Source organism: Nocardia amamiensis NBRC 102102, assembly GCF_001612745.1.
GTDB classification, from domain to species: domain Bacteria; phylum Actinomycetota; class Actinomycetes; order Mycobacteriales; family Mycobacteriaceae; genus Nocardia; species Nocardia amamiensis.
Map to the genome: position 1 here is coordinate 33,430 of NZ_BDBA01000002.1, position 26,699 is coordinate 60,128.

Genomic DNA, 26,699 nt, shown 5'->3' on the forward strand with positions numbered 1-26,699 from the left:
TGGCAGAGGAGGTTCCGATGGCCAAGCGGGATTGGCTCGACGCAGGTTTCGCGGTGCTGGCCGAAGACGGGGCGCGCGCCCTGACCGTCGATCGTCTGTGCGCCGACCTCGGGCTGACGAAAGGGTCGTTCTACCACCACTTCCGGGGCATGTCGGGATACAAGACCGCCCTGCTCGAGCATTTCGAGACCGAGTTCACCGGACGCTACATCGCCGAGGCGGAAGAGGGCGACGCCCCCGCGCACGACCGGCTGGCTCGCTTGCGCAATCGCATCCTCGCGGATCACGAAGCGGAGCGCGCGGTGGAGATCGCGATGCGTGCCTGGGCGATGCAGGATCCCGAGGTCTACCGACTCCACGAGCGCGTGGACCAGCGGCGCGTCGACTACGTCGCGGCCCTGTTGCGCGATATCGGCGAATTCGGCGACGAGACAGAGCTTTTGGCGCGCCTGTACTACCTGGCGCTGATCGGGGCGCAGCAGGTGATCCCGCCGCTGCCGCCGCAGGACATCGCCGAGATCTACGCCTTCGTCAGGCGACTGGCGACGAAGAAGGAGAAGTGATGCCTGCACTCGGTCCCTGGGTACCACGGCTGATTTTCGCGACGGCCGCCATCCATTTCGTGTGGGCTTTCGTGCAGCCCAACGATTGGGCGGGCATCGCGGGCGAAGGATTCTTGGCGACGGCGGTCGATACCGACGACCCTGACTACTTCGCACGCGACGCCAGCGTGTGGTTCATGATGTGCGGAATCGCGCTGTTGTCCATCGGCACGCTCACCCGTGATGCGCTGTCGGCTACCGGTCGCGTTCCCGGCCACGTCGGCTGGCATCTGATCGCGATCGGAATTCCCTTGACTGTCATCTACTTTCCCGTCACCGGCGGATGGCTGATCCTGGGTATCGGGGTGGTGGCACTGGGGGCCGCGCGCCGCTCGGTCACCGGTCGGCAGCACGCGACCTGATCCAGGTTCTCTTCCACCGCAACTGTTCCGAACTCGGCCTGGCGATATCTCGCCGCGCACAGCAACTTCACCGACCCTGTATCCCCACGGCGTCATTCGCCGCACGTCACGGGGTAGGTGCACGGCGGCCTCTCCGCCATGACGAAAGCTCGATGACCCTGCCCTGATCCGAACGACACGAAAGACCGGAGCAATGAATCCATCAGCGACGAAAGAGAGCACGGCGACCGATCCGGGTAGGTCGGCGATGCCATTGCCGCGCAGGGCGTTATCGCTTGCGGCAGCCCCGGCGGGCGCTCTCCTCGGTGCCCTGCTCGCCTTCCGCATGTATCACCCGCCGCGGCGCAAACACCATCGGTCTCCGGAGGATTTCGGGCTGAACGCGACCGAACGGACAGTCGAGTTCGCGCCGGGCAAGCACATCCACCTGTGGCTGTGCGAGGGCGATGCCGACCGGGTCGTGGTGCTCGGTCACGGCGTGGGGCTCAGCAAGTCGGCGTCACTCGCCCACGCGAAGTTCTTGCACGAGGCCGGGCACACCGTGTGCCTGTTCGACCATCGCAACCATGGCGCCAGCAGCGCCGATCGCCGGTTCCGGCGGGTTGGTGAGCATTTCACCACCGACATCGTTTCCGTGGTGTCGGCACTGCGTGCATCGCCGACCTATCATTCGGCCAAGATCGCGTTGTACGGGTTTTCGTTCTCGACCTTCCCTTCGGTGAACGCCCTGACCCGACAAGGGTTCTCGGTGGACGCCATCGTCTGCGACAGCGGCCCCGGTGACGACGGACGCGAGATCTTCGAGAGCTTTCTCCGCGCCGGCGCGTTGCCGCTGCCGGACCTCTTCTCGGCGGGGCCCGCCGGAAAGGTCACGGCCGCCTCGATGAGCGCCACCGCGATGCTCATGCTGGGCGTCGACTGGCCTCCGGAGCCGACGCCAGCCCTCGAACGCGTTCCCGCCCTGCTCGTCTCAGGTGGCGACGACCGGATCATCTCCCCTGACTCGGTCCGATCCTTCGCCGAGCGCTACCCGCGCTTCCGCGCCCGCATGCTGCCCGGCGTCGAACATTTGGCCGGACTGAAGACCGAACCGCGCACCTACACCGAAACCGTCCTCGAATTCCTCGATCAGGCCTTGCGGGTCGACCGGACCATCGTCGACTGAGTGTGTACATCCCTGCCGGAACGACCAGCGCGGCCGAAGGGACCGGCTCGCGAATCCGAGTCGGTCCCTTCGGTGCTCACACATGGCCTCGCTCAGAGCCAGGCCGGTGCGGGCAATCCCGTCAGCTGTAGGTGAAGGAAACCCCGGTAGCGATGCCACCTGGGGTGACGACCGTGACGGGCACCGTACCGAGGCCCACCGGCGTGACCGCGGTGATCTGCGTAGCCGAGTTGACCGTGAACGACGTCGCCGGAAGGATTCCGAAGAACACCGCAGTGGCACCCGTGAATCCGTTGCCGGTCAGCGTCACGGTGGTTCCTCCGGTCACCGGACCCGTAGCCGGGCTGATCGACGTCACGGTCGGAGCGGGCGCATACGTGAACGAAACCCCGGCACTCGTACCAGCCGAGGTCGTCACCGTGACCGGCACCGTCCCCGTTCCCGCAGGAGCGAGCGCGATGATCGAGGTGTTGGACAACGCGATGAAGAACGTCGCCGGAGTGGCGCCGAAATTCACGGCGGTAGTGCCGGTGAACCCCGTGCCGGTCAAGGTCACCAGGACCCCGCCGGTCACCGGACCCGAACTCGGACTGATCGACACAATCGCGGGAATCCCCACATACGTGAACGGCAACCCGTTACTCGAACCCGACGGGGTGGTGACGGTCACCTGCACGGTACCCGTCCCGGGCGGGGCGACCGCCGTGACCTGCGAATCCGACACGACGGTGAACGAAGTCGCCGGCGTGGCACCGAAATTGACTGCGGTCGTGGCGGACAGGCCCACGCCGGTGAGAGTCACCGTAGTGCCCCCGGCTTGCGGCCCCACCAGCGGATTCAAGAAGAACAGGATCGGCGGCAACACGTAAGAGAAGGAGATCCCGTTGCTCGTGCCGCCCGGGCCGGTGACGGTGACCGGCACGGAACCGATCCCCACTGGAGAGACCGCCGTGATCTGCGTAGGCGAGTTGACCGTGAACGACGTCGCCGGAAGGATTCCGAAGAACACCGCAGTGGCGCCGGTGAATCCCGTGCCGGTCAAGATGACCGTGGTCCCTCCGGTCACCGGACCGGAAGTCGGGTTGATCGACGTCAGCGTGGGAGCCGGCAGGTACGTGAACGAAACCCCGGCGCTCGTACCGGCCGAGGTCGTCACCGTGACCGGCACCGTCCCCGTTCCCGCAGGAGCGATCGCAACGATCAACGTATCGGACAACACGCCATAGAAGGTCGCTGGAGTGGCGCCGAAATTCACGGCGGTAGCACCGGTGAACCCCGTGCCGGTCAAGGTCACCAGGACCCCACCGGTCACCGGACCCGAACTCGGACTGATCGAAGCAATCACGGGAACCCCCACATAGGTGAACGAAAGACCGTTACTCGAACCCGACGGCGTAGTGACCGTCACCTGTACCGTGCCCGCACCGGGCGGAGCGACCGCCGTGACCTGCGTGTTCGACACCACCGTGAACGAAGTCGCCGGTGTGGCACCGAAACTCACGGCGGTAGCTCCGGACAGGCCCGAACCGGTGATGATCACCGGTGTCCCACCCGCGGCCGGTCCTCCGGTGGGGCTGAGCGAGGTCAACGAAGGAACCTGAGCGTAGGTATAGGGAAACCCATTACTCGTTCCCCCGATGTTGGAGACGGTGACCTGCACCGTCCCCGTCCCCGGCGGTGCGATCGCCGTTATCTGCGAAGGGGAATCCAACGTAAAGGTAGTCGCGGTCGTACCGAACCGGACTGTAGTGGGTCCGGTGAACCCGCTACCGCTGATAACCACACTATTGCCCCCGGAAGCTGGCCCCGAGGTTGGAGAGAGAGAAGTGATAGTAGGCATGGCGCTGCCTCCTTGTTGCTGGTTCCACTGCACCGGGAGGTGCGCGACCTTTCGGTGGCCCGGCTCTACACCATTAACCGCCCCAGACCAGCACAGGGGCAATGGATGCGCCGCTCCGATTTTGTCCGTTTTCGGATTTGCTACTGCGCGTACACAATCGCAGCGTGTTCAAGTCTCACTTCTCGTGGGCAAGGTTCGCTGACAAATTTTATAGCCGGTTCCCTGCCACATCTATGAAAGTAGGACAGGCCGCAGACAGAATCCGTTGCACGCGAGGGAGTTCCTTGCTCTTCGAGCTGGCCGACATTTTCGATGAGCCCACGCTAGCGGCGCACGCCTGCGCATATCGACTGCGAACATATTGCCCCCGTGCGCCTTCCACGTTCGCTTCGGCCTCTGGCCGCATGCGTGCGCGATCCGTCGTCAGGAGTGCACCGCCGACGGATGGGTACAACGGAATCGTGAGTGCTTCACAGTATTTGGGCGCGCTCCTCAGCGCGCTGTCGACCGCTTTCGCGGCGTCCGTGTTCTCCGTCAGCCCTGCCGAGGCCACCCCCGCACGGGCCCACGTGGTCGGTGAAGCTCCCCTCGGCGGCTCCGTATCGCAGATCGATGTCTACTCGCCCGCGATGGATCGTGTGGTCACCCATCGGGTGATCCGGGCCGCGGGCGAGGGCCCTGCGCCGACTCTGTACCTGCTCACCGGCATCGGCGGTGGTGTCGACGGGATCTCGTGGTGGGATGACACGGACGTCCGAGAGTTCTTCGCCGACAAGCATGTCAACGTGGTGATGCCGGTCGGAGGCGCCTACAGCATGTACACCGACTGGCTCGCCGACGACCCAGCGGTCGGCCGTAACCGGTGGCAGACCTATTTCACTCGCGAGCTTCCGGCAACCCTGGACCACGAGCTCGCCACCACCGGACGAAACGCGGTCGCGGGGGTCTCGATGAGCGCGGCCTCCGCGATCGACCTCGCGATCCAAGCGCCCGATACGTACCGCGCCGTGGCCGCCTATAGCGGGTGCCCCTGGGCCGCCGACGCCGCCGGCATCGCGATGGTCAGCGCGCAGGTGATTCGGGGTGGCGGTAATCCGGCGAACATGTGGGGAGCACCCGGCGAGGCGATCTGGCGGGTGCACGACGCGTTCGCCAATGCGTCCGCTCTCGCCGGGAAGACCATCTATTTGTCCGCCGCCTCCGGCACTCCCGGCGAGATCGATCGAGGCGGGCTGCCGTTGCCGCTGATCGAGGCGATCGCGAGCTCGTGCACGGCGGCCTTCGCGGACCGCCTCGCCGACCTCGGCCTACCCGCGATCCATGTCAACCGGCCGGAGGGCGCGCACACCTGGGGCCAGTTCGAGGCGGACCTGCACGATTCCTGGCCACATCTGGCCCGCGCGCTCGGTGCGTGAAATGCGCTGCTAGGCGAACCTCGGGACGGCGCAGCACGGCTCCTGCCGTCAGCGCTGGATGGATGGCGCCGCCTCGCTGTCCTGTGCCGCAGCGGAATCGGTGCGCGGAACACGCAGCACCAGGACCGTGAGCAGGCAACCGAGCAGCGCCAACCCAGACGCAGCGGCGAACCCCGCTCGGATACCGTCGACGAAGGAACCACTGCCCGTTGACCTTTCGGTCACGGTTTGGGCGAGCAGGAGCACGGCGGTCACACCGATCCCCGATCCGACGCGCTGTGCGGTGTTGACCACGCCCGCGGCAATACCGCGATCGGCCTCGTCCACCGCGGTGACGGCCGGGACCGTGACACCGACGAAGGCGGCGGGTAGCCCGATGCCGAACACGATGGCCGCGGGCAGCACATCGGTGACGTACGAGGCGTGCTCGGGCAGCCTGGCGAACCAGGCCAATGCCGCGGCCTGCAACGCCATTCCGGCAGCCAGCACACCGCGCGGACCGATCTGCGCCAGCGCGAACGGGATCAGCGTGCGGGAGACGGCGATGTTGACCACCGCGACCGGCAGCACCGCCAACCCTGACGATGTTGGACTGTAGCCCTGGGTGTTCTGCAGGTACAGCGCGAGCAGCGCGAACGCGGGCACATGCGCCGCGCCGACGAGCGCGTTCACCGCCGAGGAGCCAGTCACTTGCCGAATTGCGAACAGCCGCAGCGGCATCAGCGGGTGCGGGCTGCGTATCTCGATGACCAGGAAGGCGGCGAAGAGGGCGACACCGACTCCGAGCAGAGCCGAGGCCAGAACGCGGGTGCCGGGATCGCCCCACGCGCCGATCGCGTATCCGATGATCAGCAGCGCGGCCGTTCCGGTGAGGGCGCCGGGCACGTCGAGCCGCCCGTCGGACCGTTCCGTGGCGGGCGGATCCGCGGGCAGCGAGCGGAGCAACGCCAAAGCGAGCACACCGACCGGCAGGTTGATCAGGAAGATCGACGGCCAGCCGAAGGCATCGGTCAGCGGTCCGCCCACTGCGGTACCGATCGCCGCACCCGCCGCGCCCATCGCACTCCACACGCCGAATGCCCGGCGCCGCGCGGCGGGTTCGGTGAACGCCGCCGTCAGCAGGGCCAGCTGTGCCGGAATCACCACGGCCGCACCGACACCCTGCAGGGCCCGGGCGGCGATCAGCAGCCACGCCGTTGTCGCGAATCCGGCCAGCGCGGAGGCGACGGTGAAGACCGCCAACCCGATGCCGAACATCCGACGCGGACCGTACAGGTCGGCGGCCCGGCCACCCAACAGCATGAACCCGCCGAAGGCGAGGAGATAGGCGTTGGTCACCCACCCCAGTCCCGCTTCACCCAGGTCGAAGTACCTGCCGATCTCGGGCAGCGCCACGTTCAACACGGTGGTGTCCAAGAAGATCACCAGCTCGACAACGGTGATCAGCAGCAGTCGCAACCGCCCTCTCTCACCCATTATTACCCCTTTCACTAGAGCATTGGTCTAGTGAAATGTTCCACTAGAGTCCTGCTCCAGTCAAGTAGCATCGGATCCATGCCGAAGAACACCGGAGTACGCGCCGCCCGGACCTCAGCCAACCGCGCCCGCATGCTCGCGGCCGCGCGGGAACTGTTCACCACCCGCGGCTACACCGCGACCACCATGAAGGCCATCGCCGAGGAAGCCGGAATGGCGGTGCAGACCCTGTACTTCACCTTCGCCACCAAGCGCGCGATTCTGACCGAGCTGCTCGACGTCGAGATCGCGGGCGACACCGAGCCCGTCGCCACGCTCGACCGGCCCTGGTTCACCGAGGCCGTGAAAGCCCCTGCGGCCGAGCAGATCCGGCTTCAGGTGGCCGCGGCCTGCGCGATCCTGGGTAGGGTCACTCCCCTGCTGGAGGCGGTCCGCTCGGCCGCGGCCACCGACCCGGAACTGGCCGAACTGTGGCAGACCAACATCGACCAGCGCCACATGGTGCAGCTACGCCTCAGCGAGGCCTTGGCCGCCAAGACCGCCCTGCGCGCGGGCATCGACCCAGAACGTGCCGCAGACATCGCCCTGGCCGTCCTCGCGCCCGAGACCTACCACCTACTGATCCACGAGCGCGGCTGGACCAGCGAGGAGTGGCAGTACTGGGCCACCGACGCGCTTGCCCGACAACTGTTGCCGTGAGGGAAGTCGGGAGTCACGCTATTCCCCTTGGTTTGTCCGGGCGGGTGTCGGCCGGAGTGGCTCGCGTCGGGGCATGCGAAGCCACAGGACCACGGCCAGGCCCAGGGTCACGAGGACAGCCGCGACGGCGAAGGTCCGCTGCGTTCCCCGAGCGACCTCCGCCGAGGCGGCCGCGGTGACATCACTCGTGCCGACCGCCGAGGTGAAGACCGCGCCCATAACGGATGCGCCGGTGATGAGGCCCAGGTTCCGGGACAGGTTCAACATGCCCGACACCAGTCCGCGCCGGTCCGCGGAGACGTCCTTCATCACGGCCGTGTTGTTGGCCGCTTGGAACGTCGCGTAGCCGGCAGTCGTGACGACCAGCGGCAGCACGTATCCGAGGACGCCTGCGGCCGTTGGCATCAGAGCGAGCACGGTGGTGCCGACGATGACGCCACCGAGCCCGGCGAACACCATGAATTCGGCGCCGAAGCGATCAGCGGCGCGTCCGGCCGGCACACCGGTGAGGGCGGACACCGCGGGGCCCGCCGACATCACCAGCCCGACAATGGCCGGCTCGAGGTCGAGTGCCAGGGCGAGGTGGAAAGGGCCGACGACGAGTGTGGTCATCATGACGGTCGATACCAGCGCACTGGCCGTCAGACCGGCGGCCAGAACGCGATCACCGAACATCGACAAGGTGAGCACCGGGGACGCGACGCGGCTCTCGGCAAGGACAAACAGGCCGAGGCTTACCCCGGATGCGAGGAGCAATCCGATGGCGAGTGGGCCGAAGTCGTTTCCTTCGATTGTCATGGCCAGTGCGTAGGCGCCCAGGGTGATCGCCAGCAACGCCGTACCCGTGACATCGAAACGCCGTCGCGCAGAACTCGTTACCGGTGCGGAGCCGGGCAGCACCCATATCGTGAGCACGAGCGCGAGCAGCCCGAGCGGCACACCGATGAGGAAGATCGCGCGCCAGCCGACGAGGGCGATGAGGGCTCCACCGGCGGAGGGTCCCAGCGCGGTGCCGACCGCCGACATCGTTCCGAGCAGCCCCATGACGCTGCCGGTGCGGTCCTTCGGCACGGTTTCGCCGACAAATGCCATGGTCAGCGCCATCATGGACGCGGCGCCGACGCCTTGCAGCGCGCGGGCCGCGACCAGGAAGACCAGATTCGGGGCGAGACCACACAGCAGCGTCGCAATCGTGAACACGGTGATGCCGCCGAGCAAGACGCGACGCCGGCCGGCGAGGTCACCGAGTCGGCCTGCCCCGACGATCAGCGTCGTGATGGCCAGCAGGTAGGCGATCACAACCCACTGGACTTCATTGAAGGACGCGTGGAATGCCACGGCCATGGCGGGCAAGCCGACGTTGGCGATGCTGATGCTCAGCGACGGCAGAAGCATGGACAGCGACAGGGCGGTCAGCGTCCAGCCCAGTGGTGGACGCTGCGCGGGCGATGCGTGCTGAGCTTCGGCGCCCGGAGGTGTTGCTGATCTCACGGGATGTCCTCTTCCTCGAGTCAAGGGGTCGTCATGGACGGTAGGTCTCCATATGACCTGGCGGAAGGCGCAAAGATGGAAAGGTATCTGTGCATGCGACGCCATGTGTGGCTGGTCTGTGAGATCGTGTGCGTATGGCGCGGCCCGATCTGAACTTGCTGGTCACCCTGGACGTTCTGCTCGAGGAGGGCAGCGTTACCCGGGCGGGGGAACGGCTCGCGCTCAGTCCGTCCGCGATGAGTCGTGCGCTGGCTCGGTTGCGGCGAGCCACCGGCGACCCACTGCTGGTGCGGGCCGGCCGGGAGCTGGTGCCCACGCCGCGCGCCCTGGAACTCCGCGACCGGGTCCACGGCCTGGTCCGTGCGGCCGAAGAGGTGCTGCGGCCTGCGGAAGAGCTGGATCCAGCGACCCTGAAGAGAAATTTCACCGTGCGCAGCAGTGATGGATTCGTGGAGCGGTTCGGACCCGAATTGGTGGCGAAGGTCGGCGCCGACGCACCCGGTGTGCGGCTGCGTTTCGTGCAGAAGACGAAGAAGGATGTCGGTCCCTTACGGGATGGCAGCGTCGACTTGGAGACGGGCGTCATCGAGCAGGCTCCGCCTCCCGACATCGTGAGCAGTCCGCTGTTCGCCGACCGATTCATCGGTGTGGTGCGCAGCGAGCATCCGCTGAGTGCCGGGAAAGTCACCATCGACCGGTATGCGTCGGCGCGGCACGTGCACGTCTCCCGGCGCGGGCTGACCGAGGGGCTGGTGGACGAGGCACTGCATCCGACCGGACGCCGGAGAGACGTCGTGACCGTGGTGGACGGCTTCAGCGCCGCCTTGGCTCTGGCGAGAGCCTCCGATCTGGTCGCCACGGTCCCGGGACGGCATACCACCGACCTGCGGCGCGGAATGCACTCCTTCGAGTTGCCATTCCGCGCTCCGGAGGTGACGGTGTCACTGCTGTGGCACGCCCGGCTCGACGCGGACCCGGCTCACCGGTGGCTGCGCAGCCGCGTGCTCGACGTGTGCCGACGGCACACCGAACGCGACGTCACCTGATCGCCCGCGACAGTCACAGACCTTCGTCGAAGGGGTATCGGGCACCGAGGGCGGACCGATCGCCGATACCGAAGTTCATCACGAGATCGTCGGCGACCTGGACCAGCACATCGCGCCCCTCGACCGCGCGCGCCCAGTCCAACGGCAGCGCCGAAACACCATGGACGGCACCGATCAAATTACCGGCAACCGCACCCGTGGAGTCCGAATCACCGGAGTGGTTGACCGACAGCAGCAGCGCCGCGCGCACATCACCGGTCCTGGCGGCGTGCAGCGCGCAGTACACCGCGATGGCCAGGCACTCCTCGGCGACCCATCCGGCGCCGACCTGCTCGACCAGCTCGGCGGAGGGCGGTTGCTCGGACAGCTCGACGGCCCGGGTCAACGCGGCCGTCGTTTCCTCGCTCGCGGGCAACGCCTCGAGTCGAGTCACCGTCTCCTGCACTGCGATCGGCAGCTCGACACCACTCACCACGCGATCGACCAGCGCCGCGAACGCACCCGCGGCGATATATCCGGTCGGATGCCCGTGGGTCAACTGCGCGGCCCGGGCGGCGGCGGTGAACGCACGATCAGGCCCTAGCCCCGCCAGTCCGAATGGCGCGGACCGCATCACCGTGCCGCATCCTTTCGACTGTGGATTCACCCGGCCGACCGCACCGATCGGACGTGGTGCGAGATACCCCCGTGCCTGCTGACCGAGCCCCGACATGCACGCATTCCCCGGCGCACGCACCGCGTAGAGAAACGGCAGACTCACCAGCCACCCATCCGCCTGCGGCGCGGCGTCGTCCTGTCGCTGGGTTTGCAACCAGCGCAGATACGCTCGGCGCAGCGCAGGCACCGGGTCAGCGCCCGGCTCCGACCGCAACAGCCCCTCAGCGGTGAACAAGGTCATCTGGGTGTCATCGGTGATCTGCTGCGGCGCATCCGCGATATGTTGCGGTAGAAAACCCGTCACCCCGTCGGCCCCGTACCGTTGGCGGATCTGCTCCAGCCGAAGGAATTCGATGGGCCACCCGAGCGCGTCACCGACCGCCCCACCCAGCAGCGAACCCCTGACCCGGTCGAAAACCCTCGTGTAATCCACCACGAACCCCATCATCGCATCCAGCCCACACGAACCTCACCACCACAGCCTTCGACGCCCAGGCCGGAGAGCCCGCACTACCGGGAAAGGTCGGCCAACGGACACGTTGCGGCCAGCAACATAACAGGCCCCCGCGAATAGGCTTGGAAGACAAGAGATTATAGCGGTCGTCGTGCGCACCGATATCGGAGCTGACGCGGTCATCGAGATCGGACAGGATCGTTGCATGACAACGCACAAGGACCGCATGTTGCGCGGGGAACTCTACCGCGACAACGATCCGCAACTGATCGCCGAACGCCGGTCTTGTCAGGAACTCCTGGATCGCTTCAATGCGACTCGGTCGGGCGAGGACGACGAACGCCGCGAAATCCTCGAGAAGCTGCTCGGCGCCATCGGTGCGGGCTCATGGATCATGCCGCGCTTCCAGTGCGACTACGGCCATCTGATCCGTCTGGGCCGCAATAGCTTTCTGAACTATGACGCGATCGTGTTGGACTGCGCCCCAGTCGTCATCGGCGATGACGTATCCATCGGTCCCAGGGCCCAGCTACTGACGGCCCTGCATCCGATGCACGACCATGAACTGCGCCGCCAACGCTGGGAGACCGCCGCGCCGATCGAGATCGGCGACAACGTGTGGCTCGGCGGCGGCGTCATCGTCTGCCCCGGCGTCACGATCGGCGCGAACACAGTCGTCGGCGCCGGTAGCGTCGTCACCAGGGATCTGCCGGCGCGGGTCTTCGCCGCGGGCAATCCGTGCCGGGTCATCCGGCAGCTGTAGGCCCGGGATCTGGTCGCCCGCGACCGCTCTGCGTGAGCGGTCGGACCTGGAACCAGATCCCGGGCCGAAAGCTTCGGTCGCTCAGTGACCCGCGCCGCCGATCATCCACGGGTTGAAGGCGCAGACGAGGTTCGGGTTCGCTTCCGGATCGAGGGCGCGGAGGGCGATCGAGGCCGAGCGCGGGGAGTACATGATCGTCAGGTGGTCGGACCAGTCCTCGGCACAGCCGTCCTGAAGGGTGATGTTGTGTACCGTCGCGTCCGGTCCCGGCGTGAGGAAGGTCCACTCGTAGGGGTTGGAGATCTCGTCGTACCGGGTGCCGACCGACGTGTACTCGACGCCGGGAACGGTGTCACCGTTTTCGTTCAATTTCGCGTAGAACCTTGATCCGACGGCCTGCTGGATATTCGCTTGGCCCACGATCGGTTCGTAGAAACCCAGGATATTGATGCCGAGGTTGGTGATGATCCGGCCCAGGGTCGCCATTCCCATCAGGGAGGTGCCGTGGTGAGTCGCTCCGAAGGTGATGAGTTTCCCGACCTTGTCCGCGCCGCCCTCGAACTTCATGAACTGACTCGACACCGGACCACCCTGTGAATGCCCGATCAGGTCGACCTTGTCCGCACCGGTCTGCGCGCGCACCTGCTCGACGAAATCGCGCAATTGCCGCGCGGAATCCTCCATCGGGCCGACACCGTAGCGGCCGGGCAGGATCGGGCCGATGCCACCGCCTTCCAAGAGACCGGAACGGCCGTAATTGAAGGCGTAGACGCAGTATCCGGCTCGCGCCAGCCGCGGCGACAGATACGCGAAGGTGTCGTAGGCGTTCAGCCAGGTGCCGTGCACCAGCACGACCGGCCGCGGGTGCGCCGGGGACGGGGTGCAGTTCGGCCGGTTGGCACCGGGCGGCGCCGCATCCGGATGCGCCACTCCGTGCATGAAAGCCGCGAGATAGGCAGGCATCTCAGGACCTTCGCCGATTGCGGCGGATGCGTAACTGCGCGAGGCCGAACCGGAGCTGCTGCCGGAGTCCACGATCGCCTTCGGCTGTCTGCCGTCCGGCGCGGGTCCCAGTCCCGCGTTCAATTCCTCGACGAGTTGCTGCTCCTCGGACCTTGCGTCCGGTTCCGCGCCTGCGGCGCCGACGCCGAGGCTCATGGCGAGTGCGGTGACGCCGGCGACGACCGCGGCGGCGAATATGTGGCGACGAATTCCGTGCTTCATTGCAAGCCTTTCACGAACGTCCGTAACGAATCTGTTATACGGACGTTTTCATCCTGAACTATCTATCGTGCACTGTCACTGCGCCGCACATATAAGTCGTGAACCGAATTTTGGCTCCGATGACAACCCTGACCGCCATGGTTCACGAGATACCGGAATAGAACTGAATGCACCATGAAGAAGAATCATCCGCAAACTCAACCGAGATACCGCACAAGGCTTTCGGCAACACACGCGGGACGCTCCGCCCCCTCCACTGCGATAGTGATGCGGCGCTCTGTTTGCACGCCGCCAGGAATATCTGTCACCGAAGTGAGCGTGACCGAGCCGCGCACCCGGCTGCCGACCGGAACGGGAGTGATGAACCTGACCTTGCCGAGTCCATAATTCACGACCATTTTCGCGCACGTCACCGACAACACCTGCTGCGTCATCGGGACGAGCAACGCGAGAGTGAGGAATCCGTGCGCGATCGTGCGCCCATACGGGCCCTCCGCGGCGCGCGCGGCGTCGACGTGAATCCACTGGAAATCGCCTGTGGCCGAGGCAAATCGGTCGATGCGATGCTGATCGACGGTGATCCGATCGCTGGTGCCGAGGTCCGCTCCGACCGCCGCGCGCAGGGCGTCGAAATCCTCGAACACCCTCACTCGAACTGCTCCAGGAGCTTTCGTTTGAGGATCTTGTGGCTCGGACCGAGCGGTAGTTCCGTCACGAACTCCACCCGGCGCGGATACTTGTGCTCGGCCAAATGCTCACGCGCGAAATCGCTTACCTGATCGGCGGTGATCGGACCGCAGGGAACGACCACCGCGCAGATCTCCTCGCCGTATACGTCATCCGGGATGCCGATGACCGCGACGGCGGCGATATCCGGATGTCGCAGCAACGCCGCGTCCACCTCGCTCGGATACACGTTGTACCCGCCGCGGATGATCATCTCTTTGATCCGGTCCACGATCCGGATATAGCCGTCGGCATCCTTCACGCCGAGATCCCCGGTGCGGAACCATCCGTCGACGACCGCGGCCGCCGTCGCGGCCGGATTCCCGGAATAGCCGTTGAACAGATTGTGTCCGCGGATGACCACCTCGCCGAGTTCACCGGTGGGCAGCAAGGTGATGCGCTGCGGCTCGTCGGGATCGGCGATCTCCACCTCGACGCCCCAGATGGAGTGCCCGACGGTGCCCACCCGAAGCCCGAAATCCGGCTGCCGCGAAACATAGGACGCGATCGGCTCCGCCATCAGGGAACCCGGTTCGTGACAAGGGATTCCGACGGTCGCGGCGGCCGGCATTCCGGACTCGGCGTACATGGGATGGCACAGCAGCATCCGGGCGCGGCTGTCGCGAAGCAGGTGCTCCGCCTCGCCCGAGGCGGACAGCGGGTGCACCGGGACAACCACGGCGCCCGCCGCGAGAATCGCGTAGTAGGCGACCGGGAAACGCACCACGTTCGGGCACATCAGCGCCACTCGGTCCCCGGGACGCACACCGAGTTCGATCAGCGCGGCGGCCTGCCCGCGCGCTCGATGCCACAACTCGGCGAAGGTGATTCGCTGCGATCGGTCGATCAGCGCGGTCCGGTCCGGGCGCCGTCGCGCCTGCTCGGCCAGGATGCCGGCCACCGACAGCGTCGCGTTCATACCGGCCACCTGATGAATCTCGACATCGCTCTCCAAAACTAGCAGTGCAAGTTTCCGTCTCACCGTAGGACACCGAAACCAGGGGCGCAAGCTGCACTGCGAGAATGCGAGGATCGAAAGGAGGCCCATGGCCCGACCGCGCAAGCCGCTGCTGACCCGGGCGCGCATCATCGAGACCGCGCTCGCCCTGGTGGACGCCGAGGGGCTGGCGGCCGTTTCCACCCGGCGGCTGGCCACCGAACTGGGCGTGCAGGGACCGTCGCTGTACAACCACGTCCGCACCAAGGACGACCTGATCGACGCCGTAGTCGACGCGGTGCTCGGCGAAGTCGACATCTCCATGTTCGACCGGCTCTCCGCCGACAACCCGGACTGGCGATCGGCACTGCTCGCCTGGTCGCGCTCCTACCGCACCGCGATGGCCGCGCACCCCCGCATCGTCCCCGCCCTCGCGGGCGGCCCGGGACACCGGCCGAACGCACTGCGCATGGCCGACGCGGTCTTCGGCGGGCTGGTCGCCGCGGGCTGGCCGCGCCGCGAGGCCACCAGCGTCGGCACGCTCATGCGCTATTTCCTCACCGGCGCGTCCCTCGGCTCGTTCGCCGGCGGCTTCCCGTCCGACGCGGCCGTCTACGCCGATGCGTATCCGCATCTGAACGAGGCCCACCTGCTGGCCGATCGGCAGCAGCGGATCGATCGGGACGCCTTCGAGGTCGGCCTGGAATCGCTGCTCGACGGTCTGGCGAGCCGGTACCGGCTACTTGTCGGTGGCGTGTAACTCGATCGCCACGAGCAGATCGACCAGATCCTCGACACTGCGCACATTCCGTCCGGTGAGCTCCTGAACGCGGCGCAGCCGATACTTGGCCGTGTTGTGGTGGATGCGCAATGCATCCGCAGCGTCTCGCAGATTCATATCGGCGTCGGCGAAGGCACGGATGGTCTCGGCCAGCACGCCGCCGCGAGCGCTGTCGTCGGAGAGCAGCGCGCGGATTCGCGAGTCGACCAACCGCCGCGCGGTGTCGTCGGCACGCAACATCAGATACCGGAAGGGCGTGATGCACGGCAGCGCCATGAGGCCGCCGTCCTCGGGTAGCAGTTCCAGCGCGGCACGTGCCAGCTGATATGCCTGGGGGATTTCTCCGATGTCGGTGACGACCGCGCTGACTCCGACGCCGAGCGTGATGCCCTCCCCACGCAATCGTTCCGCCATCGCCCGCAGCCGGTCGCACAACTCCGCGGCGGTGCCGCTGCGGCCGAGCGCGGGTACCGCGACGATGTCGGACCCGCGCACCACCGACAGTGTGCGCAGCCCGTTGACGCCGGCGCGTGCGATCGCCGCGGATGCGAGATGCCTGGCCTGCATAACGGATTCGGATGTCGCGCACCGGCCACGGCCACGGTCGGTCACCTTCAGCACGACTGCGGCGACGACGACCATGGGCATGGACTTCGCAAGGCCGATCCCGTGGCCCTGCGCCGTGGTCAGTAGCGAGCCCCGCTCGGGCAGCACACCATCGAGAAGGCTTTCCATCAGGTGCGCGCTGTCCCAGCTCGGTTCCGCGGCAATGTACTGCTGGAACTCCAGATATGCGTTGGCCGCCTGGGTGCTGATCAGATCGCAGTACCGCGCCAGCGGCGCGACCATCGATAGTGCTGCCTCGCGCCCCGCTTCCGAATGTCCGGCGTGGGCGACCAGCGACTTCCACACCGCCTGCTGACCCAGCCGGAACGCGTTGATGTAGTCCACCAGGGTGATCCCCGACTGGGCACGGCGGGCAGCCGCGCGCCGGGTGGAGGCGACGTCGTCGATCGTGACCTTGCGCCGTTCCAGCAGCGCGCCGAATCCGGTCCGGCACAGCTGGGCCACCTGGTCGTGTACATCGGCCTGGAAGCTCAGATCACGGGCGGCGTACGCGGGAATCTGGGCGATGATGGCGGACATCCCGGCATCGGCCATGTCGTCGGCGTGGTCGAACAGTTTGCTGACGATCCGCGTCCGCTCGGCCAGCACGCTCGCCGAACCCATCGCGCCGATCGAGTGTGATCTAGCTGACATATCGGGCATGCTCCATGGCCCTGACCGGATATGTCAACCGATCCGCCGTGCTCTCGGAGTGTCCGCAACGGACAAACCGGACGCCGGAGATTGGGCCACCACGCCCAATGTGCATCTTAATCTGCAATTTTACGCTGACCACGTTCTACACGCCGGTCACCCGACGGCGCTGTCCCCGCACTGAATGACACCCACGTCCGCGAGCGGACGCGGGCCGGAGGACGCATGCTCGAGATAACCAACCTCACCGTCCGCTTCGGCGGCATCACCGCCCTGCAGGAGGTCGGGCTCCACGTCGACCCCGGCGAGATGGTCGGACTCATCGGGCCCAACGGCGCGGGCAAGACGACGCTGTTCAACTGCCTGACCCGGCGTTACCAGCCCACCACGGGCGCCATCCGGTATCAGGATCGTGACTTGCTGACCGCGGCACCGCACGCCCTCGCCGGACTCGGCATCGCCCGGACCTTCCAGAACCTCGGGCTGTTCCCGCGCATGTCGGTCCGGGACAACGTCCTGGTCGGCGCGCACCACCGCGCCGGGGCCGGATTCGTCGCCGCGGGTCTGCGACTTCCTCGGGTGCGGCGCGAGGAGCGCGAGTTGCGTACGCAGGTCGATGCGCTGCTGACCCGGTTGGACCTCGCCGAGGTGGCCGATCGGCCGGCCGCCGGGCTTCCCTTCGGCACGCTCAAGCGGATCGAGCTGGCCAGGGCACTGGCCGTGCGGCCACGGCTGCTGCTGCTCGACGAACCGGTCAACGGGCTCAGTCACGGCGAGGTCGACGAGTTCGCCGACCGATTGCGGGCCCTGCGCGCCGAGCTGGACCTCACCATGATCGTCGTCGAGCACCACATGGGCTTCGTGATGGGCACCTGCGAGCGCGTGGTGTGCCTGGAGTTCGGCCGGGTGATCGCCGCGGGTAAACCCGAAGAGGTGCAGCGCGATCCGGCTGTCATCCGCGCCTACCTGGGGACGGCGGCATGAGCGCGTTTCTCACCGTCACCGACCTGCACGCGGGCTACGGGGGCGCGAAAGTCTTGCACGGCTTGACCTTCGAGGTGGCCGAGGGGCAGATCTGCGCGATCCTCGGCCCCAATGGGGCCGGGAAGACCACACTGCTGCGCGCCCTGTGCGGCATGGTCAAGGCGCGCGGCACCGTGCGCCTCGACGGCATCGAGGTCACGGGACGCGCACCGGAGGCCATGGCCAGAACCGGTGTCGCGCACGTGCCCGAGGGACGCGGGACATTCCTGCCGCTGACCGTCGAGGACAATCTGCGACTCGGCGCCTACCGGCACGGCGATCGGGCACGTATCGAGGCCGATCTGAAGCGAGTCTTCGACTACTTCCCGGTCCTGAAGGACCGGCTGCGCGAGCCCGCAGGCGGACTGTCCGGCGGGCAGCAACAGATGCTGGCCATCGGCAGGGCGCTCATGCTGCGCCCACGGCTGCTACTGCTGGACGAGCCGTCGTTGGGCCTGGCCCCCCTGGTCACCCAGGAGCTCTTTCAGATCGTGCACACCATCAATGAAGAGGAACGCACCACCGTGATCGTCGTCGAGCAGAACGCTCACCTAGCGCTGGAGACCGCACACCACGCGCACGTCCTGGAATCCGGCCGAATCGTCTTGTCCGGCACCGCGGCCGAGATCCGCGCCGACGAGCAGGTCGCGCAGTCCTACCTCGGATACCGGATCTGACCATGGCCGGATTCCTACAGCAGATCATCGAAGGTCTCTCCGCCGGAGCCATTTACGCCGGACTCGCGCTGGCACTGGTACTCATCCACCGGTTCACCGGGATCGTGAACTTCGCCCAGGGCGAGCTCGCCATGTTCTCGGCCTTTCTGGCTTGGCAGTTCACCCAGTTCGGCATGCCATTTTGGCTGACGCTGATCGCCACGCTGGCAGTGTCTTTCGCCGGCGGAATGCTGATCGAGCGGGTGATCATCCGGCCGGTCGAGGGTGCGCCCGAATTGACGCTGGTGATCGTGACGGTCGGCTTGTTCTTCTTCGTCAACGCGGCGGCGGGCTGGATCTGGTCGTTTCAGGTGAAGTCGTTCCCGAATCCATTTCCCGAGGGCGCGCTGCGCGCCGGAGGGGTCTCGGCCGGATACGGCAGCCTAGGCGTGCTAGCCGTGGTCAGCGTGGTGATGGGGCTGCTGTACCTGCTGTTCCGCTACACCAAGATCGGGCTGGCGATGCGGGCGGTCGCGTGTAATCCCCAGTCCGCCAGGCTGGTCGGCATCCGGGTCGGCACGGTGCTCGCGCTCGGCTGGGGCCTCGCCGCCCTCGTCGGCGCGGTGTCCGGAGTGCTGTCGGCGCCGCTGCTCTTCCTGGAGCCCAACATGATGGGTGGAGTGCTGATCTACGCCTTCGCGGCCGCGACGCTCGGCGGATTCGACAGTCCGGGCGGCGCGGTCGCCGGCGGGCTGATCGTCGGCGTCGCCGAGACCCTCACCGGCGCCTACCTGGACGTCATCGGGACCGAACTCAAGATCGGCGTGCCGCTGGTGATCATCCTCGGTGTCCTGCTGCTGCGCCCGCAGGGTCTGTTCGGCCGACCGGCGGTGGAAAGGGTATGAGCGACATGCGAACTCCGAATACCATGACCAATTCGTCTGACACGGCTGACGAGTCCAGCCGAGCCACAACGCCTCTCACGAAGAGGTCGGGGTTGCTCGAACTGGTGACTGCACACCGGCAGACGCTGGCGATCGCCGCCCTGCTGGTCCTCGCCTGCTCCGCGCCGTTCCAGCTGGTGCCGTTCCGCACCTTCCAGCTCGCGATGGCGATGATCTACGCGATCGCGCTGCTCGGCCTGAATCTGCTGGTCGGACACACCGGCCAGATTTCGCTGGGGCACGGCGCCTTCTTCGGTGTCGGCGCATACAGCGCGGCCGTGTTGATGGACCGCTGGGACGCACCGTATCTCGCCACCGTTCCGGTCGCCGCGGCGGTGACGTTCGCGCTGGGACTCGCCCTCGGGGTACCCGCGCTGCGGTTGCGCGGACTGTATCTGGCACTGGTCACCCTCTCCATCGCGATCTTCCTGGTCCCGCTCCTGAAACGCGTCGAATTCCTCACCGGCGGGTCGATGGGCCTGACGCTCGCCAAGCCGGCCGCACCGGCGTGGACGGGCCTGGCCGAGGACCAGTGGCTGTACTTCCTCGCGCTGGTCACCATGGCCGTGAGCTTCCTGCTGGTCGCCGGGATCCTGCGGTCCCGAGTCGGCCGGGCTCTGCACGCCATTCGCGACAACGAGGTCGCCGCCGAGATCATGGGAGTGCGCCTGGCGTTCTACAAGACCCTCGCCTTCGCCTTCAGCGCGATGCTCGCCGGGGTGGCGGGCTGCGTCTACACCTGGGTGATCGGGTTCGTCTCCCCCGACTCGTTCGCGATCGGCCTGTCGGTCACCCTGCTGGCCGGGCTGGTCGTCGGCGGGCTCGGTTCGCACTGGGGACCTGTGCTCGGCGGACTGTTCGTGATGTACATCCCGAGCTTCGCCCAGGACGTCAACCAAGCCGCCCCAGGCGTCACCTTCGGACTGCTGATCATCGCGGTCATGTACCTCGCGCCGAACGGATTGGCCGGACTCGCCGGCCGGGCGGCGCGCTGGCTCGAACACCTCGTTCGGAAAGGGAAAACCAATGCGCACTAGAGCGATCCGCGCCGCAGGAGTCGCGGCTGCCGTTCTGCTCGCGGTCACCGCCTGTGGCGGCCGCGGCGACGACGGCGGTACCGTCGGACAGGGCGACTGCCGGGGTCAGCAGACCACGGGCATCACCGATACCAGCATCAAACTCGGCGGGATCTATCCGCTGTCCGGGCCCGCGTCCGCGTACGGCGAGATACCGAAGGGTGTTCGCGCCTACTTCGACTACCTCAACGCGGAGCACGGCGGGATCAAGGGCCGCAAGGTCGAATACCTGGTGCGCGACGACGGCTACCAGCCACCCAAGACCGTGGAGGAGACCCGCAGGCTGGTCGAACAGGACCAGGTGTTCGCTCTCTTCCAGACCCTCGGCACACCGACCTCCTCGGCGGTGTGGGACTACCTGAACCAGCGCAAGGTGCCGCAGGTGTTCGTGGCGGGCGGCGCGACGAAATGGGGCGCGGATGACCAACATCCGTGGACCATCGGCTGGCAGCCCAGCTACCGGACCGAAGCACTCGCCTTCGCCCAGTACGTGCGCCAGCAGCGGCCGAACGCGACCGTGGCCGTGCTCTACCAGAACGACGACTTCGGCAAGGATCTGCTGACCAACTTCACCAAGGCCGTGGAGGGTAGTGGCATCAAGGTGGTCGCCGAGCAGAGCTACGAGGTCACCGATCCCACCGTGGATCCGCAGGTGCGCAACCTGGCTTCCTCGAAAGCCGATGTGCTGCTGAACTTCTCCACGCCCAAGTTCGCCTCGCAGGCACTCGCGGCCGAGGCACGCAACACCGACTGGAATCCGCTGCACATCGTCTCGCAGGTCAGCAGCACCTTCAGCGTGTTGAAGCCGGTCGGCTTCGAGAACGTCCAGGGCGTGGTGTCGGCGGCATTCGCCAAGGACCCGGCCGACCCACAGTGGACGGCCGACCCGGCGATGCGCGGCTACCGGGAGAAGCTGGCGAAGTACGCGCCGGGCGCCGACCCGACCAACCAGCAGCTGGTCTTCGGCTGGGCAGCCGCGGAGAGCTTCCACAAGACCATGGCGGCCGCGAAATGCCCTACCCGCGAAGGCCTTCGCGACTCCATGCGCGCGCTGAACAATGTCGGCGTCGACCTGCTGCTGCCCGGCATCACGCTCGCGACCGGCCCTGGCGACGCCTTCCCGATGGAGGCGGTGCGGCTTATGCGATTCGAGGGTGATCACTGGGTGCTCACCGGCGAAGTCATCGAGCCCGGCAAGTAGGCACTCCCCGACTCCCCGCCCCGGCGCTCTCCGGGGCGGGGAGTCGGCGCGGTCGCCCAGCGGGTCACATCGGCGGCGGCTGCCTGCTCGGTGCCACGGCGGGAGCTACGACCGGCAGCCCGGTGATCGTCCTGGGGCTGCCCTGGTTCGGCGCGACCATCGCGGCAAACTTCGAACGCTGCCGCGATGTCAGCTGATCACTCCGGGCGTCGCGATCCACTGAGTCGGCTGCCCGGTCACTCCGGCTACGGTCTCGAAGTCCCGGTCATAGTGCAGAACGGTGAGGTTGTTCGCCTCCGCGGTGGCAGCAATCACGAGGTCCACCACACCTGCACTGCGATGGTGGCCGTGCTCGGTGAGGAGCTGCTGCACGTGGTGCGCACGCACCCACACGTCGTCCGGCGTGACCGCCCAGCCGAAGAGTTCGCGCAAGATGTCCTTCTTCTCGAGCCGGTCCGCCAGGGACTGCGCTGTGAACAGCAGTTCCAACTCCACCGCGTCGCAGATGGCGACAACTCCTACGGCGATCACCTCATGCCAGGCTTTTCGTACGGAGGGGTTGATCAGCATCCGGGCGGCAGCCGAAGTATCGATGAGGTAGCTGATCACCGCCGATAGTTGTCCTTGTCGAGCAGCACGTCGAAGTCGCCCCGCTCCGCCATCGCGGTGAGCTTGTCCAGCGCCTTCACACGCTTCAGCCGCATCGACACTTCAGCCAGCGCCGCGTTCACGGTGTCTTTCTTGGTGCTCGTTCCCAGCAGTCGCTGAGCTTCGGCAAGCGCTTCGTCGTCGACATCGATCAAGAGCTTGGACATCATAGCCGCCTGGATATATGAGATAGTCCGGTTAGATATCAAGCATATCAGCGCTGCAGAGCTTCCGGCCGCGAAACGAACTCACTGGGTGGCGCTGAGCGAGTTCGCGCTCCGCTGCCGGCGGATCGCCGAAATGCGCCGCCCGATGACACCCTGGCGCGGCGCGAACAGGTAGACGGCGGTGAAGGCGAGACCCTGGACGACGACGACCATCCCGCCCGGCGCGGTGTCGAGGTGGTAGCTCACGTACAGACCCGTCACCGCACAGGCCACCGAGACGGTCGGGGCGATGATCAGCATGCGGCCGAAACGGTCGGTGAGCAGATAGGCGGTCGCTCCCGGGATGATGAGCATGGCGACCACCAGAACGACGCCGACCGCTTGGAGGGCGACGACAGCCGTCAGGGCCAAGAGGCCGAGCAGGGCGGTGCCGAGCAGCCGGGGACTGAGTCCGATGGCGTGCGCGTGCGTGGGATCGAAGGCATACAGCGTGAAATCGCGGCGTTTGAGGATCAACGCGGCGAGGGTGATCGCCGCGAGCAGCACGACTTGGATCAGCTCGGCGCGGCTGACGCCGAGCAGGTTGCCGAACACGATGTGGTTGAGATCGGTCTGACTGGGCGTCACCGACACCAGCACCAGCCCGAACGCGAACAGTGTGGTGAAGACGATGCCGATGGCGGCGTCCTCTTTGATCCGGCTGGTGTCGCGGACCACCCCGATCAGCGCGACCGCCAGGAACCCGAACACGATCGCGCCCACCGCGAACGGCAGTCCGACGATGTAGGCCAGCACCACACCGGGCAGCACCGCATGGGAGACCGCGTCCCCCATCAGCGACCACCCGATGAGCACCAGCCAGCAGGACAACACCGCGCACACCACCGCCGCCGTCACGGTGGTCGCCAGCGCGCGCACCATGAACTCGTAGCGCAGGGGATCGATGAAGAATTCGGTCACATTCATTGGTCTGTCTCGCGCTCCGCCGGGTTCACACCCGGTCCATCACATCCAGGCCGAACGCCCTCGCCAGGTTCTGCGGCCGCAGTACCGAACCGGGATCGCCGTGCACGAGGACCGTGCGCATCAGCAGCACCGCCTCGTCGGCGAGACCGGGCAAGGCGTTCAGGTCATGCGTCGACACCAGGATCGTGGCGCCATCGGCGGCCAGCTCACGCAGCAGCGTGGTGATCGTGGCCTCCGACCGTTTGTCGACCCCGGCGAACGGCTCGTCGAGCAGCAGGACAGTCGCGCCCTGCGCCAACCCGCGCGCTACGAAGGCACGCTTCTTCTGCCCGCCGGACAGTTGGCCGATCTGCCGGTCGGCGAGGTCGGTCAGCTCCACGCGTTCCAGCGCGTGCGCGACGGCCTCGCGGTCGGCCTTGCGCGGGCGGCGGGTGAACCCCATGTGGCCGTAACGACCGGTCATCACCACGTCGCGCACCGAGAGCGGGAAACTCCAGTCGACATCCTCGCTCTGCGGCACGTAACCGAGAACGCCCGCCCGCCGCGCCGCGACCGGCGCGTCACCGTTGATTCGCACGGTTCCGCGATCGGGCTGGACCAGGCCCATGATGGCCTTGAACAAGGTCGACTTGCCGGAACCGTTCATGCCGATCAGCCCGCACACCCGGCCGGAATCCAGGGCGAGGTCGACCCCGTCGAGCGCAAGCACGTCGCCGTAGCGGACGGTGACACCGCGCACCTCGATCGCCGGCGTGCTCGGCTCCGGCATGACCGCCACAGCGGCTGTCTCGATAACTCGCTCGTTCATGGCCTGCGTCCCGTCAGTGCGGAACCGATGGTCTGCGCGTCGTGGCGGATCAGCTCCAGGTAGGTCGGCACCGGGCCGTCGGCCTCCGACAGCGAATCGACGTACAACACGCCTCCGAACCGGGCGCCGCTGGCCTCGACCACTCGCCGCATCGGCGCGTCCGACACCGTGGACTCGCAGAACACCGCGGGCACCCGGCGCTGCCGGACGAAGTCGATGGCCGAGGCGATCTGCTGGGGCGTGGCCTGCTGCTCGGCGTTGACCGCCCAGATGTACTTCTCGGTGAGACCGGCGTCGCGGGCCAGGTAGGAGAACGCGCCCTCACACGTCACCAAGGCGCGCTCGTCCGGCGACAGCGCGCTCAGGGTGCCGAGAAGTTCGTCGTGCACCTTGCGCAGTTCGGTCTTGTACCGCTCGCCGTTGGCCCGGAAATCGGCCGCGTGCTGCGGGGAAAGCCCCTCGAAGGCGCGCACCATGTTGTCGACGTAGATTTGCGCGTTCTGCGGCGACATCCACGCGTGCGGGTTCGGTTTGCCCTGGTAGGCGTCCTCGCTGATACCGATCGGCGCGACGCCATCGCTGACCACCGCGTGCGGCACGCGCACATCGGAGACGAACTGGGCGAACCACGCCTCCAGGTTCAGGCCGTTGTCCAGGATCAGATCGGCCTTCGAGGCATTCTTGATGTCGCCGGGAGTCGGCTCGTAGCCGTGGATCTCAGCGCCCGCCTTGGTGATCGACTCGACGGTCAGGTGCTCGCCTGCCACGTTCCGCGCGATATCGGCGAGGACCGTGAACGTGGTGAGCACCACCGGTCGATCATGACGCCCGGCCTCACTTGCCCCGCACCCGGTAAGGGCCAACGCCAGGACACCGACGGTGGCGGCCGCGGCCAACCGGCGCGGGGGGAGAGCAAGCAAACGGTGCAGCCGAGCCTTCATGCACCGAGAGCATAATGTTCGCCTCCCCTAACTTTCAAGTTGGAGCCATTGAAGTCCGGCTCGCTACTCCACGGGCAACGGAGGTGACGCCGGGAATACCACCGGCAGAGCGGTCAATGCGCGGTGGAAAGGGCCCGGCCGCCAGGTCAGCTCGCTCGGTGGCACCGCGAGGCGAATCTCAGGTAAGGCGTCGAGCAGCTGATCGATGGCGTCCTGGGCGATCAGGTAGGACAGCGACCGGGCAGGACACACGTGCGGCCCGCCACCGAACGCCAGATGGGCGCGATTGCCCGCGTACTGGTCCGTCCTGATCGCCGGGTCGGTGTTGCAGGCGGACATGCTGATCACGACCGGCTGGTGGGCGGGCAGCCAGAAGTCCTCGATCAGGATCGGCTGCTTCGGGAAGCTGAAACAGAAGTTCGCCATCGGCGGGTCGTTGAACAACACTTCGTCGAGGGCGTCCCTGGTCGAGAGGCTCCCGCCGAGCACACTGCCGCCGAACCTTTCGTCGGCGAGGATCAGCCGCAGCGTATTGGCGATCAGATTCTGCTGCGGCTCGATGCCCGCGCCGTACATGGTGCCCACCTGATTGGCCATTTCCAGATCGGTCAGCTCAGCCGGATGTTGCAGCATTCGAGTCGTCACGTCGTCGCCGGGTTCGGCTTTCTTGTGTTCGATCAACTCCGCCAGCGCGGCCATCAGCAGCTTGTTCCCACGCTCCGCGTCGACGGCGTTGAACATCGCGGCCATCGCGGCCGCAGCGCGCTGCGCGATCTCGGCCGGGCAGCCGAGCATAGCGTTCAGCACCGCGAAGGAGAGCGGAAACGCGTACTGGCGGACCAGATCCGCGGACCCGTCCGCACAGAACGAGTTGATCAGTGGGACGGCGAGTTGCGCCACGGTGTCGTGCAGTTTGTACCGGTCGACTTTGTCCAGGCCCGCGGCATTGGCCTGGCGGTAACGGGCGTGCGCCGCGCCGTCGTTACGCCGCGCGTTCGGGCGCCACTGCATGAGCGGCAGCACCGGGCAATCGGCCGGAACAGTCTGCTGCCAGGTGCGCGGATCGGCCGGAAAATGGTCCGGGTCGTTGAAGATCCGCACCGCGGTGTAGTACCCGATCACCAGGGTCGCAGGCACGCCCGGAGCCACCTCGATCGGCACCAACGATCCGTACCGTTCGCGCATCTCGCGGTAGGCGCGTTGCGGATCCGCCGCGAATTCCGGTGCGTACAGCGGAATCCGCGGACCGTCGTCATCGATCGGTGAACCGTGCGGCCCGTGGCCGGATCGGCTCTGCGTTGGAGACGGAGGCATCGTCATCGAGGAAACTCCAGTCGGTTGAACAATAAGCCCAGTGAGCCTAAGCAGCTT

The 26,699-nt window shown here is 66.8% G+C and carries 27 protein-coding genes; 13 read left to right on the forward strand and 14 right to left on the reverse strand.

The features are described 5' to 3' along the window. Nucleotides 1-17: 17 nt before the first annotated feature. From NA4_RS00405 to NA4_RS00415, 3 genes are all read left to right on the forward strand, one after another. Nucleotides 18-563 carry a TetR/AcrR family transcriptional regulator gene (locus NA4_RS00405; protein WP_067462047.1) on the forward strand — a complete coding sequence of 182 codons (546 nt, stop codon included), beginning with the start codon at nt 18-20 and terminating at the stop codon, nt 561-563. Further along, nucleotides 563-964, forward strand: a complete 402-nt coding sequence (locus NA4_RS00410; protein WP_067462050.1) for a DUF6463 family protein — start codon at nt 563-565, stop codon at nt 962-964. The genes NA4_RS00405 and NA4_RS00410 overlap by 1 nt, the downstream gene beginning before the upstream one ends. 247 nt (nt 965-1,211) lie before the next feature. Continuing rightward, a complete protein-coding gene (locus tag NA4_RS00415; protein WP_067462053.1) occupies nt 1,212-2,129 on the forward strand; it encodes an alpha/beta hydrolase in 918 nt (305 codons plus the stop codon). 121 nt (nt 2,130-2,250) lie between these two features. Here NA4_RS00415 and NA4_RS00420 read toward each other — a convergent pair whose 3' ends face one another. Next, the gene (locus NA4_RS00420) at nt 2,251-3,969 is read right to left on the reverse strand and encodes a beta strand repeat-containing protein (protein WP_084496667.1); all 1,719 of its coding nucleotides are present in this window, start codon (nt 3,967-3,969) and stop codon (nt 2,251-2,253) included. A gap of 461 nt (nt 3,970-4,430) precedes the next feature. On the opposite strand from NA4_RS00420, the gene NA4_RS00430 reads away from it, so the two are divergent. Then, complete coding sequence (locus tag NA4_RS00430; protein ID WP_307188559.1) at nt 4,431-5,384, forward strand: alpha/beta hydrolase; 954 nt, start codon at nt 4,431-4,433, stop codon at nt 5,382-5,384. A gap of 48 nt (nt 5,385-5,432) precedes the next feature. Here the strand turns inward: NA4_RS00430 and NA4_RS00435 are convergent, their stop codons facing one another. Then, nucleotides 5,433-6,860 carry an MFS transporter gene (locus tag NA4_RS00435; protein ID WP_067462067.1) on the reverse strand — a complete coding sequence of 476 codons (1,428 nt, stop codon included), beginning with the start codon at nt 6,858-6,860 and terminating at the stop codon, nt 5,433-5,435. Between the two features lie 78 nt (nt 6,861-6,938). Here NA4_RS00435 and NA4_RS00440 point away from each other — a divergent pair, with 78 nt between their 5' ends. Beyond that, nucleotides 6,939-7,559, forward strand: a complete 621-nt coding sequence (locus NA4_RS00440) for a TetR/AcrR family transcriptional regulator (protein WP_067462070.1) — start codon at nt 6,939-6,941, stop codon at nt 7,557-7,559. A gap of 18 nt (nt 7,560-7,577) precedes the next feature. On the opposite strand, the gene NA4_RS00445 is transcribed toward NA4_RS00440, so the two are convergent. Continuing rightward, nucleotides 7,578-9,050 (reverse strand): MFS transporter, encoded by a 1,473-nt coding sequence (locus NA4_RS00445; RefSeq protein WP_218022221.1) that lies wholly within the window; start codon nt 9,048-9,050, stop codon nt 7,578-7,580. Between the two features lie 134 nt (nt 9,051-9,184). Between NA4_RS00445 and NA4_RS00450 the strand changes: the two genes are divergently transcribed. Beyond that, complete coding sequence (locus NA4_RS00450) at nt 9,185-10,096, forward strand: LysR family transcriptional regulator (protein ID WP_067462075.1); 912 nt, start codon at nt 9,185-9,187, stop codon at nt 10,094-10,096. Between the two features lie 13 nt (nt 10,097-10,109). On the opposite strand, the gene NA4_RS00455 is transcribed toward NA4_RS00450, so the two are convergent. After that, nucleotides 10,110-11,189, reverse strand: a complete 1,080-nt coding sequence (locus NA4_RS00455; protein WP_084496669.1) for an ADP-ribosylglycohydrolase family protein — start codon at nt 11,187-11,189, stop codon at nt 10,110-10,112. Between the two features lie 223 nt (nt 11,190-11,412). Between NA4_RS00455 and NA4_RS00460 the strand changes: the two genes are divergently transcribed. Beyond that, nucleotides 11,413-11,970 (forward strand): sugar O-acetyltransferase, encoded by a 558-nt coding sequence (locus tag NA4_RS00460; RefSeq protein WP_067462247.1) that lies wholly within the window; start codon nt 11,413-11,415, stop codon nt 11,968-11,970. Nucleotides 11,971-12,051: 81 nt separating this feature from the next. On the opposite strand, the gene NA4_RS00465 is transcribed toward NA4_RS00460, so the two are convergent. From NA4_RS00465 to NA4_RS00475, 3 genes are all read right to left on the reverse strand, one after another. Further along, nucleotides 12,052-13,194 (reverse strand): lipase family alpha/beta hydrolase, encoded by a 1,143-nt coding sequence (locus NA4_RS00465; RefSeq protein ID WP_067462078.1) that lies wholly within the window; start codon nt 13,192-13,194, stop codon nt 12,052-12,054. Between the two features lie 197 nt (nt 13,195-13,391). Next, complete coding sequence (locus NA4_RS00470; RefSeq protein WP_067462081.1) at nt 13,392-13,844, reverse strand: MaoC family dehydratase; 453 nt, start codon at nt 13,842-13,844, stop codon at nt 13,392-13,394. After that, nucleotides 13,841-14,839, reverse strand: a complete 999-nt coding sequence (locus NA4_RS00475) for a class I adenylate-forming enzyme family protein (protein ID WP_067462249.1) — start codon at nt 14,837-14,839, stop codon at nt 13,841-13,843. Before NA4_RS00475 ends, NA4_RS00470 begins: the two co-directional genes overlap by 4 nt. Before the next feature lie 127 nt (nt 14,840-14,966). On the opposite strand from NA4_RS00475, the gene NA4_RS00480 reads away from it, so the two are divergent. After that, nucleotides 14,967-15,617 (forward strand): TetR/AcrR family transcriptional regulator, encoded by a 651-nt coding sequence (locus tag NA4_RS00480; protein WP_067462083.1) that lies wholly within the window; start codon nt 14,967-14,969, stop codon nt 15,615-15,617. On the opposite strand, the gene NA4_RS00485 is transcribed toward NA4_RS00480, so the two are convergent. Continuing rightward, a complete protein-coding gene (locus tag NA4_RS00485; RefSeq protein ID WP_067462252.1) occupies nt 15,597-16,898 on the reverse strand; it encodes a PucR family transcriptional regulator in 1,302 nt (433 codons plus the stop codon). The two genes, NA4_RS00480 and NA4_RS00485, sit on opposite strands and share 21 nt — an antisense overlap. A 225-nt stretch (nt 16,899-17,123) precedes the next feature. Between NA4_RS00485 and NA4_RS00490 the strand changes: the two genes are divergently transcribed. The 5 genes from NA4_RS00490 (at nt 17,124) to NA4_RS00510 (ending at nt 21,798) form a co-directional block, all read left to right on the forward strand. Then, nucleotides 17,124-17,882 (forward strand): ABC transporter ATP-binding protein, encoded by a 759-nt coding sequence (locus NA4_RS00490; protein ID WP_067462086.1) that lies wholly within the window; start codon nt 17,124-17,126, stop codon nt 17,880-17,882. Next, nucleotides 17,879-18,598, forward strand: a complete 720-nt coding sequence (locus NA4_RS00495; protein ID WP_067462089.1) for an ABC transporter ATP-binding protein — start codon at nt 17,879-17,881, stop codon at nt 18,596-18,598. Before NA4_RS00490 ends, NA4_RS00495 begins: the two co-directional genes overlap by 4 nt. A 2-nt stretch (nt 18,599-18,600) precedes the next feature. Beyond that, nucleotides 18,601-19,482 carry a branched-chain amino acid ABC transporter permease gene (locus tag NA4_RS00500; RefSeq protein ID WP_067462092.1) on the forward strand — a complete coding sequence of 294 codons (882 nt, stop codon included), beginning with the start codon at nt 18,601-18,603 and terminating at the stop codon, nt 19,480-19,482. Between the two features lie 104 nt (nt 19,483-19,586). Further along, a complete protein-coding gene (locus NA4_RS00505; RefSeq protein ID WP_245671013.1) occupies nt 19,587-20,558 on the forward strand; it encodes a branched-chain amino acid ABC transporter permease in 972 nt (323 codons plus the stop codon). Then, complete coding sequence (locus NA4_RS00510; protein WP_067462098.1) at nt 20,548-21,798, forward strand: ABC transporter substrate-binding protein; 1,251 nt, start codon at nt 20,548-20,550, stop codon at nt 21,796-21,798. Before NA4_RS00505 ends, NA4_RS00510 begins: the two co-directional genes overlap by 11 nt. Nucleotides 21,799-21,987: 189 nt before the next feature. Here the strand turns inward: NA4_RS00510 and NA4_RS00515 are convergent, their stop codons facing one another. The 6 genes from NA4_RS00515 to NA4_RS00540 all read right to left on the reverse strand — a co-directional run bounded on the left by NA4_RS00515 (nt 21,988) and on the right by NA4_RS00540 (nt 26,648). Further along, nucleotides 21,988-22,407: a PIN domain nuclease gene (locus NA4_RS00515; RefSeq protein ID WP_084496642.1), complete on the reverse strand. Its 420-nt coding sequence runs from the start codon at nt 22,405-22,407 to the stop codon at nt 21,988-21,990. Continuing rightward, entirely contained in the window at nt 22,404-22,613 is a 210-nt protein-coding gene (locus tag NA4_RS00520; protein WP_067462256.1) for a type II toxin-antitoxin system VapB family antitoxin, read from the reverse strand. The genes NA4_RS00515 and NA4_RS00520 overlap by 4 nt, the downstream gene beginning before the upstream one ends. 81 nt (nt 22,614-22,694) lie before the next feature. Then, nucleotides 22,695-23,579 (reverse strand): metal ABC transporter permease, encoded by an 885-nt coding sequence (locus NA4_RS00525; RefSeq protein WP_067462101.1) that lies wholly within the window; start codon nt 23,577-23,579, stop codon nt 22,695-22,697. 25 nt (nt 23,580-23,604) lie between these two features. Beyond that, a complete protein-coding gene (locus tag NA4_RS00530) occupies nt 23,605-24,348 on the reverse strand; it encodes a metal ABC transporter ATP-binding protein (RefSeq protein WP_067462262.1) in 744 nt (247 codons plus the stop codon). Nucleotides 24,349-24,383: 35 nt separating this feature from the next. Then, nucleotides 24,384-25,328 (reverse strand): metal ABC transporter substrate-binding protein, encoded by a 945-nt coding sequence (locus tag NA4_RS00535; protein ID WP_084496644.1) that lies wholly within the window; start codon nt 25,326-25,328, stop codon nt 24,384-24,386. A gap of 63 nt (nt 25,329-25,391) precedes the next feature. After that, nucleotides 25,392-26,648, reverse strand: a complete 1,257-nt coding sequence (locus tag NA4_RS00540) for a cytochrome P450 family protein (RefSeq protein WP_067462106.1) — start codon at nt 26,646-26,648, stop codon at nt 25,392-25,394. Nucleotides 26,649-26,699 lie beyond the last annotated feature (51 nt).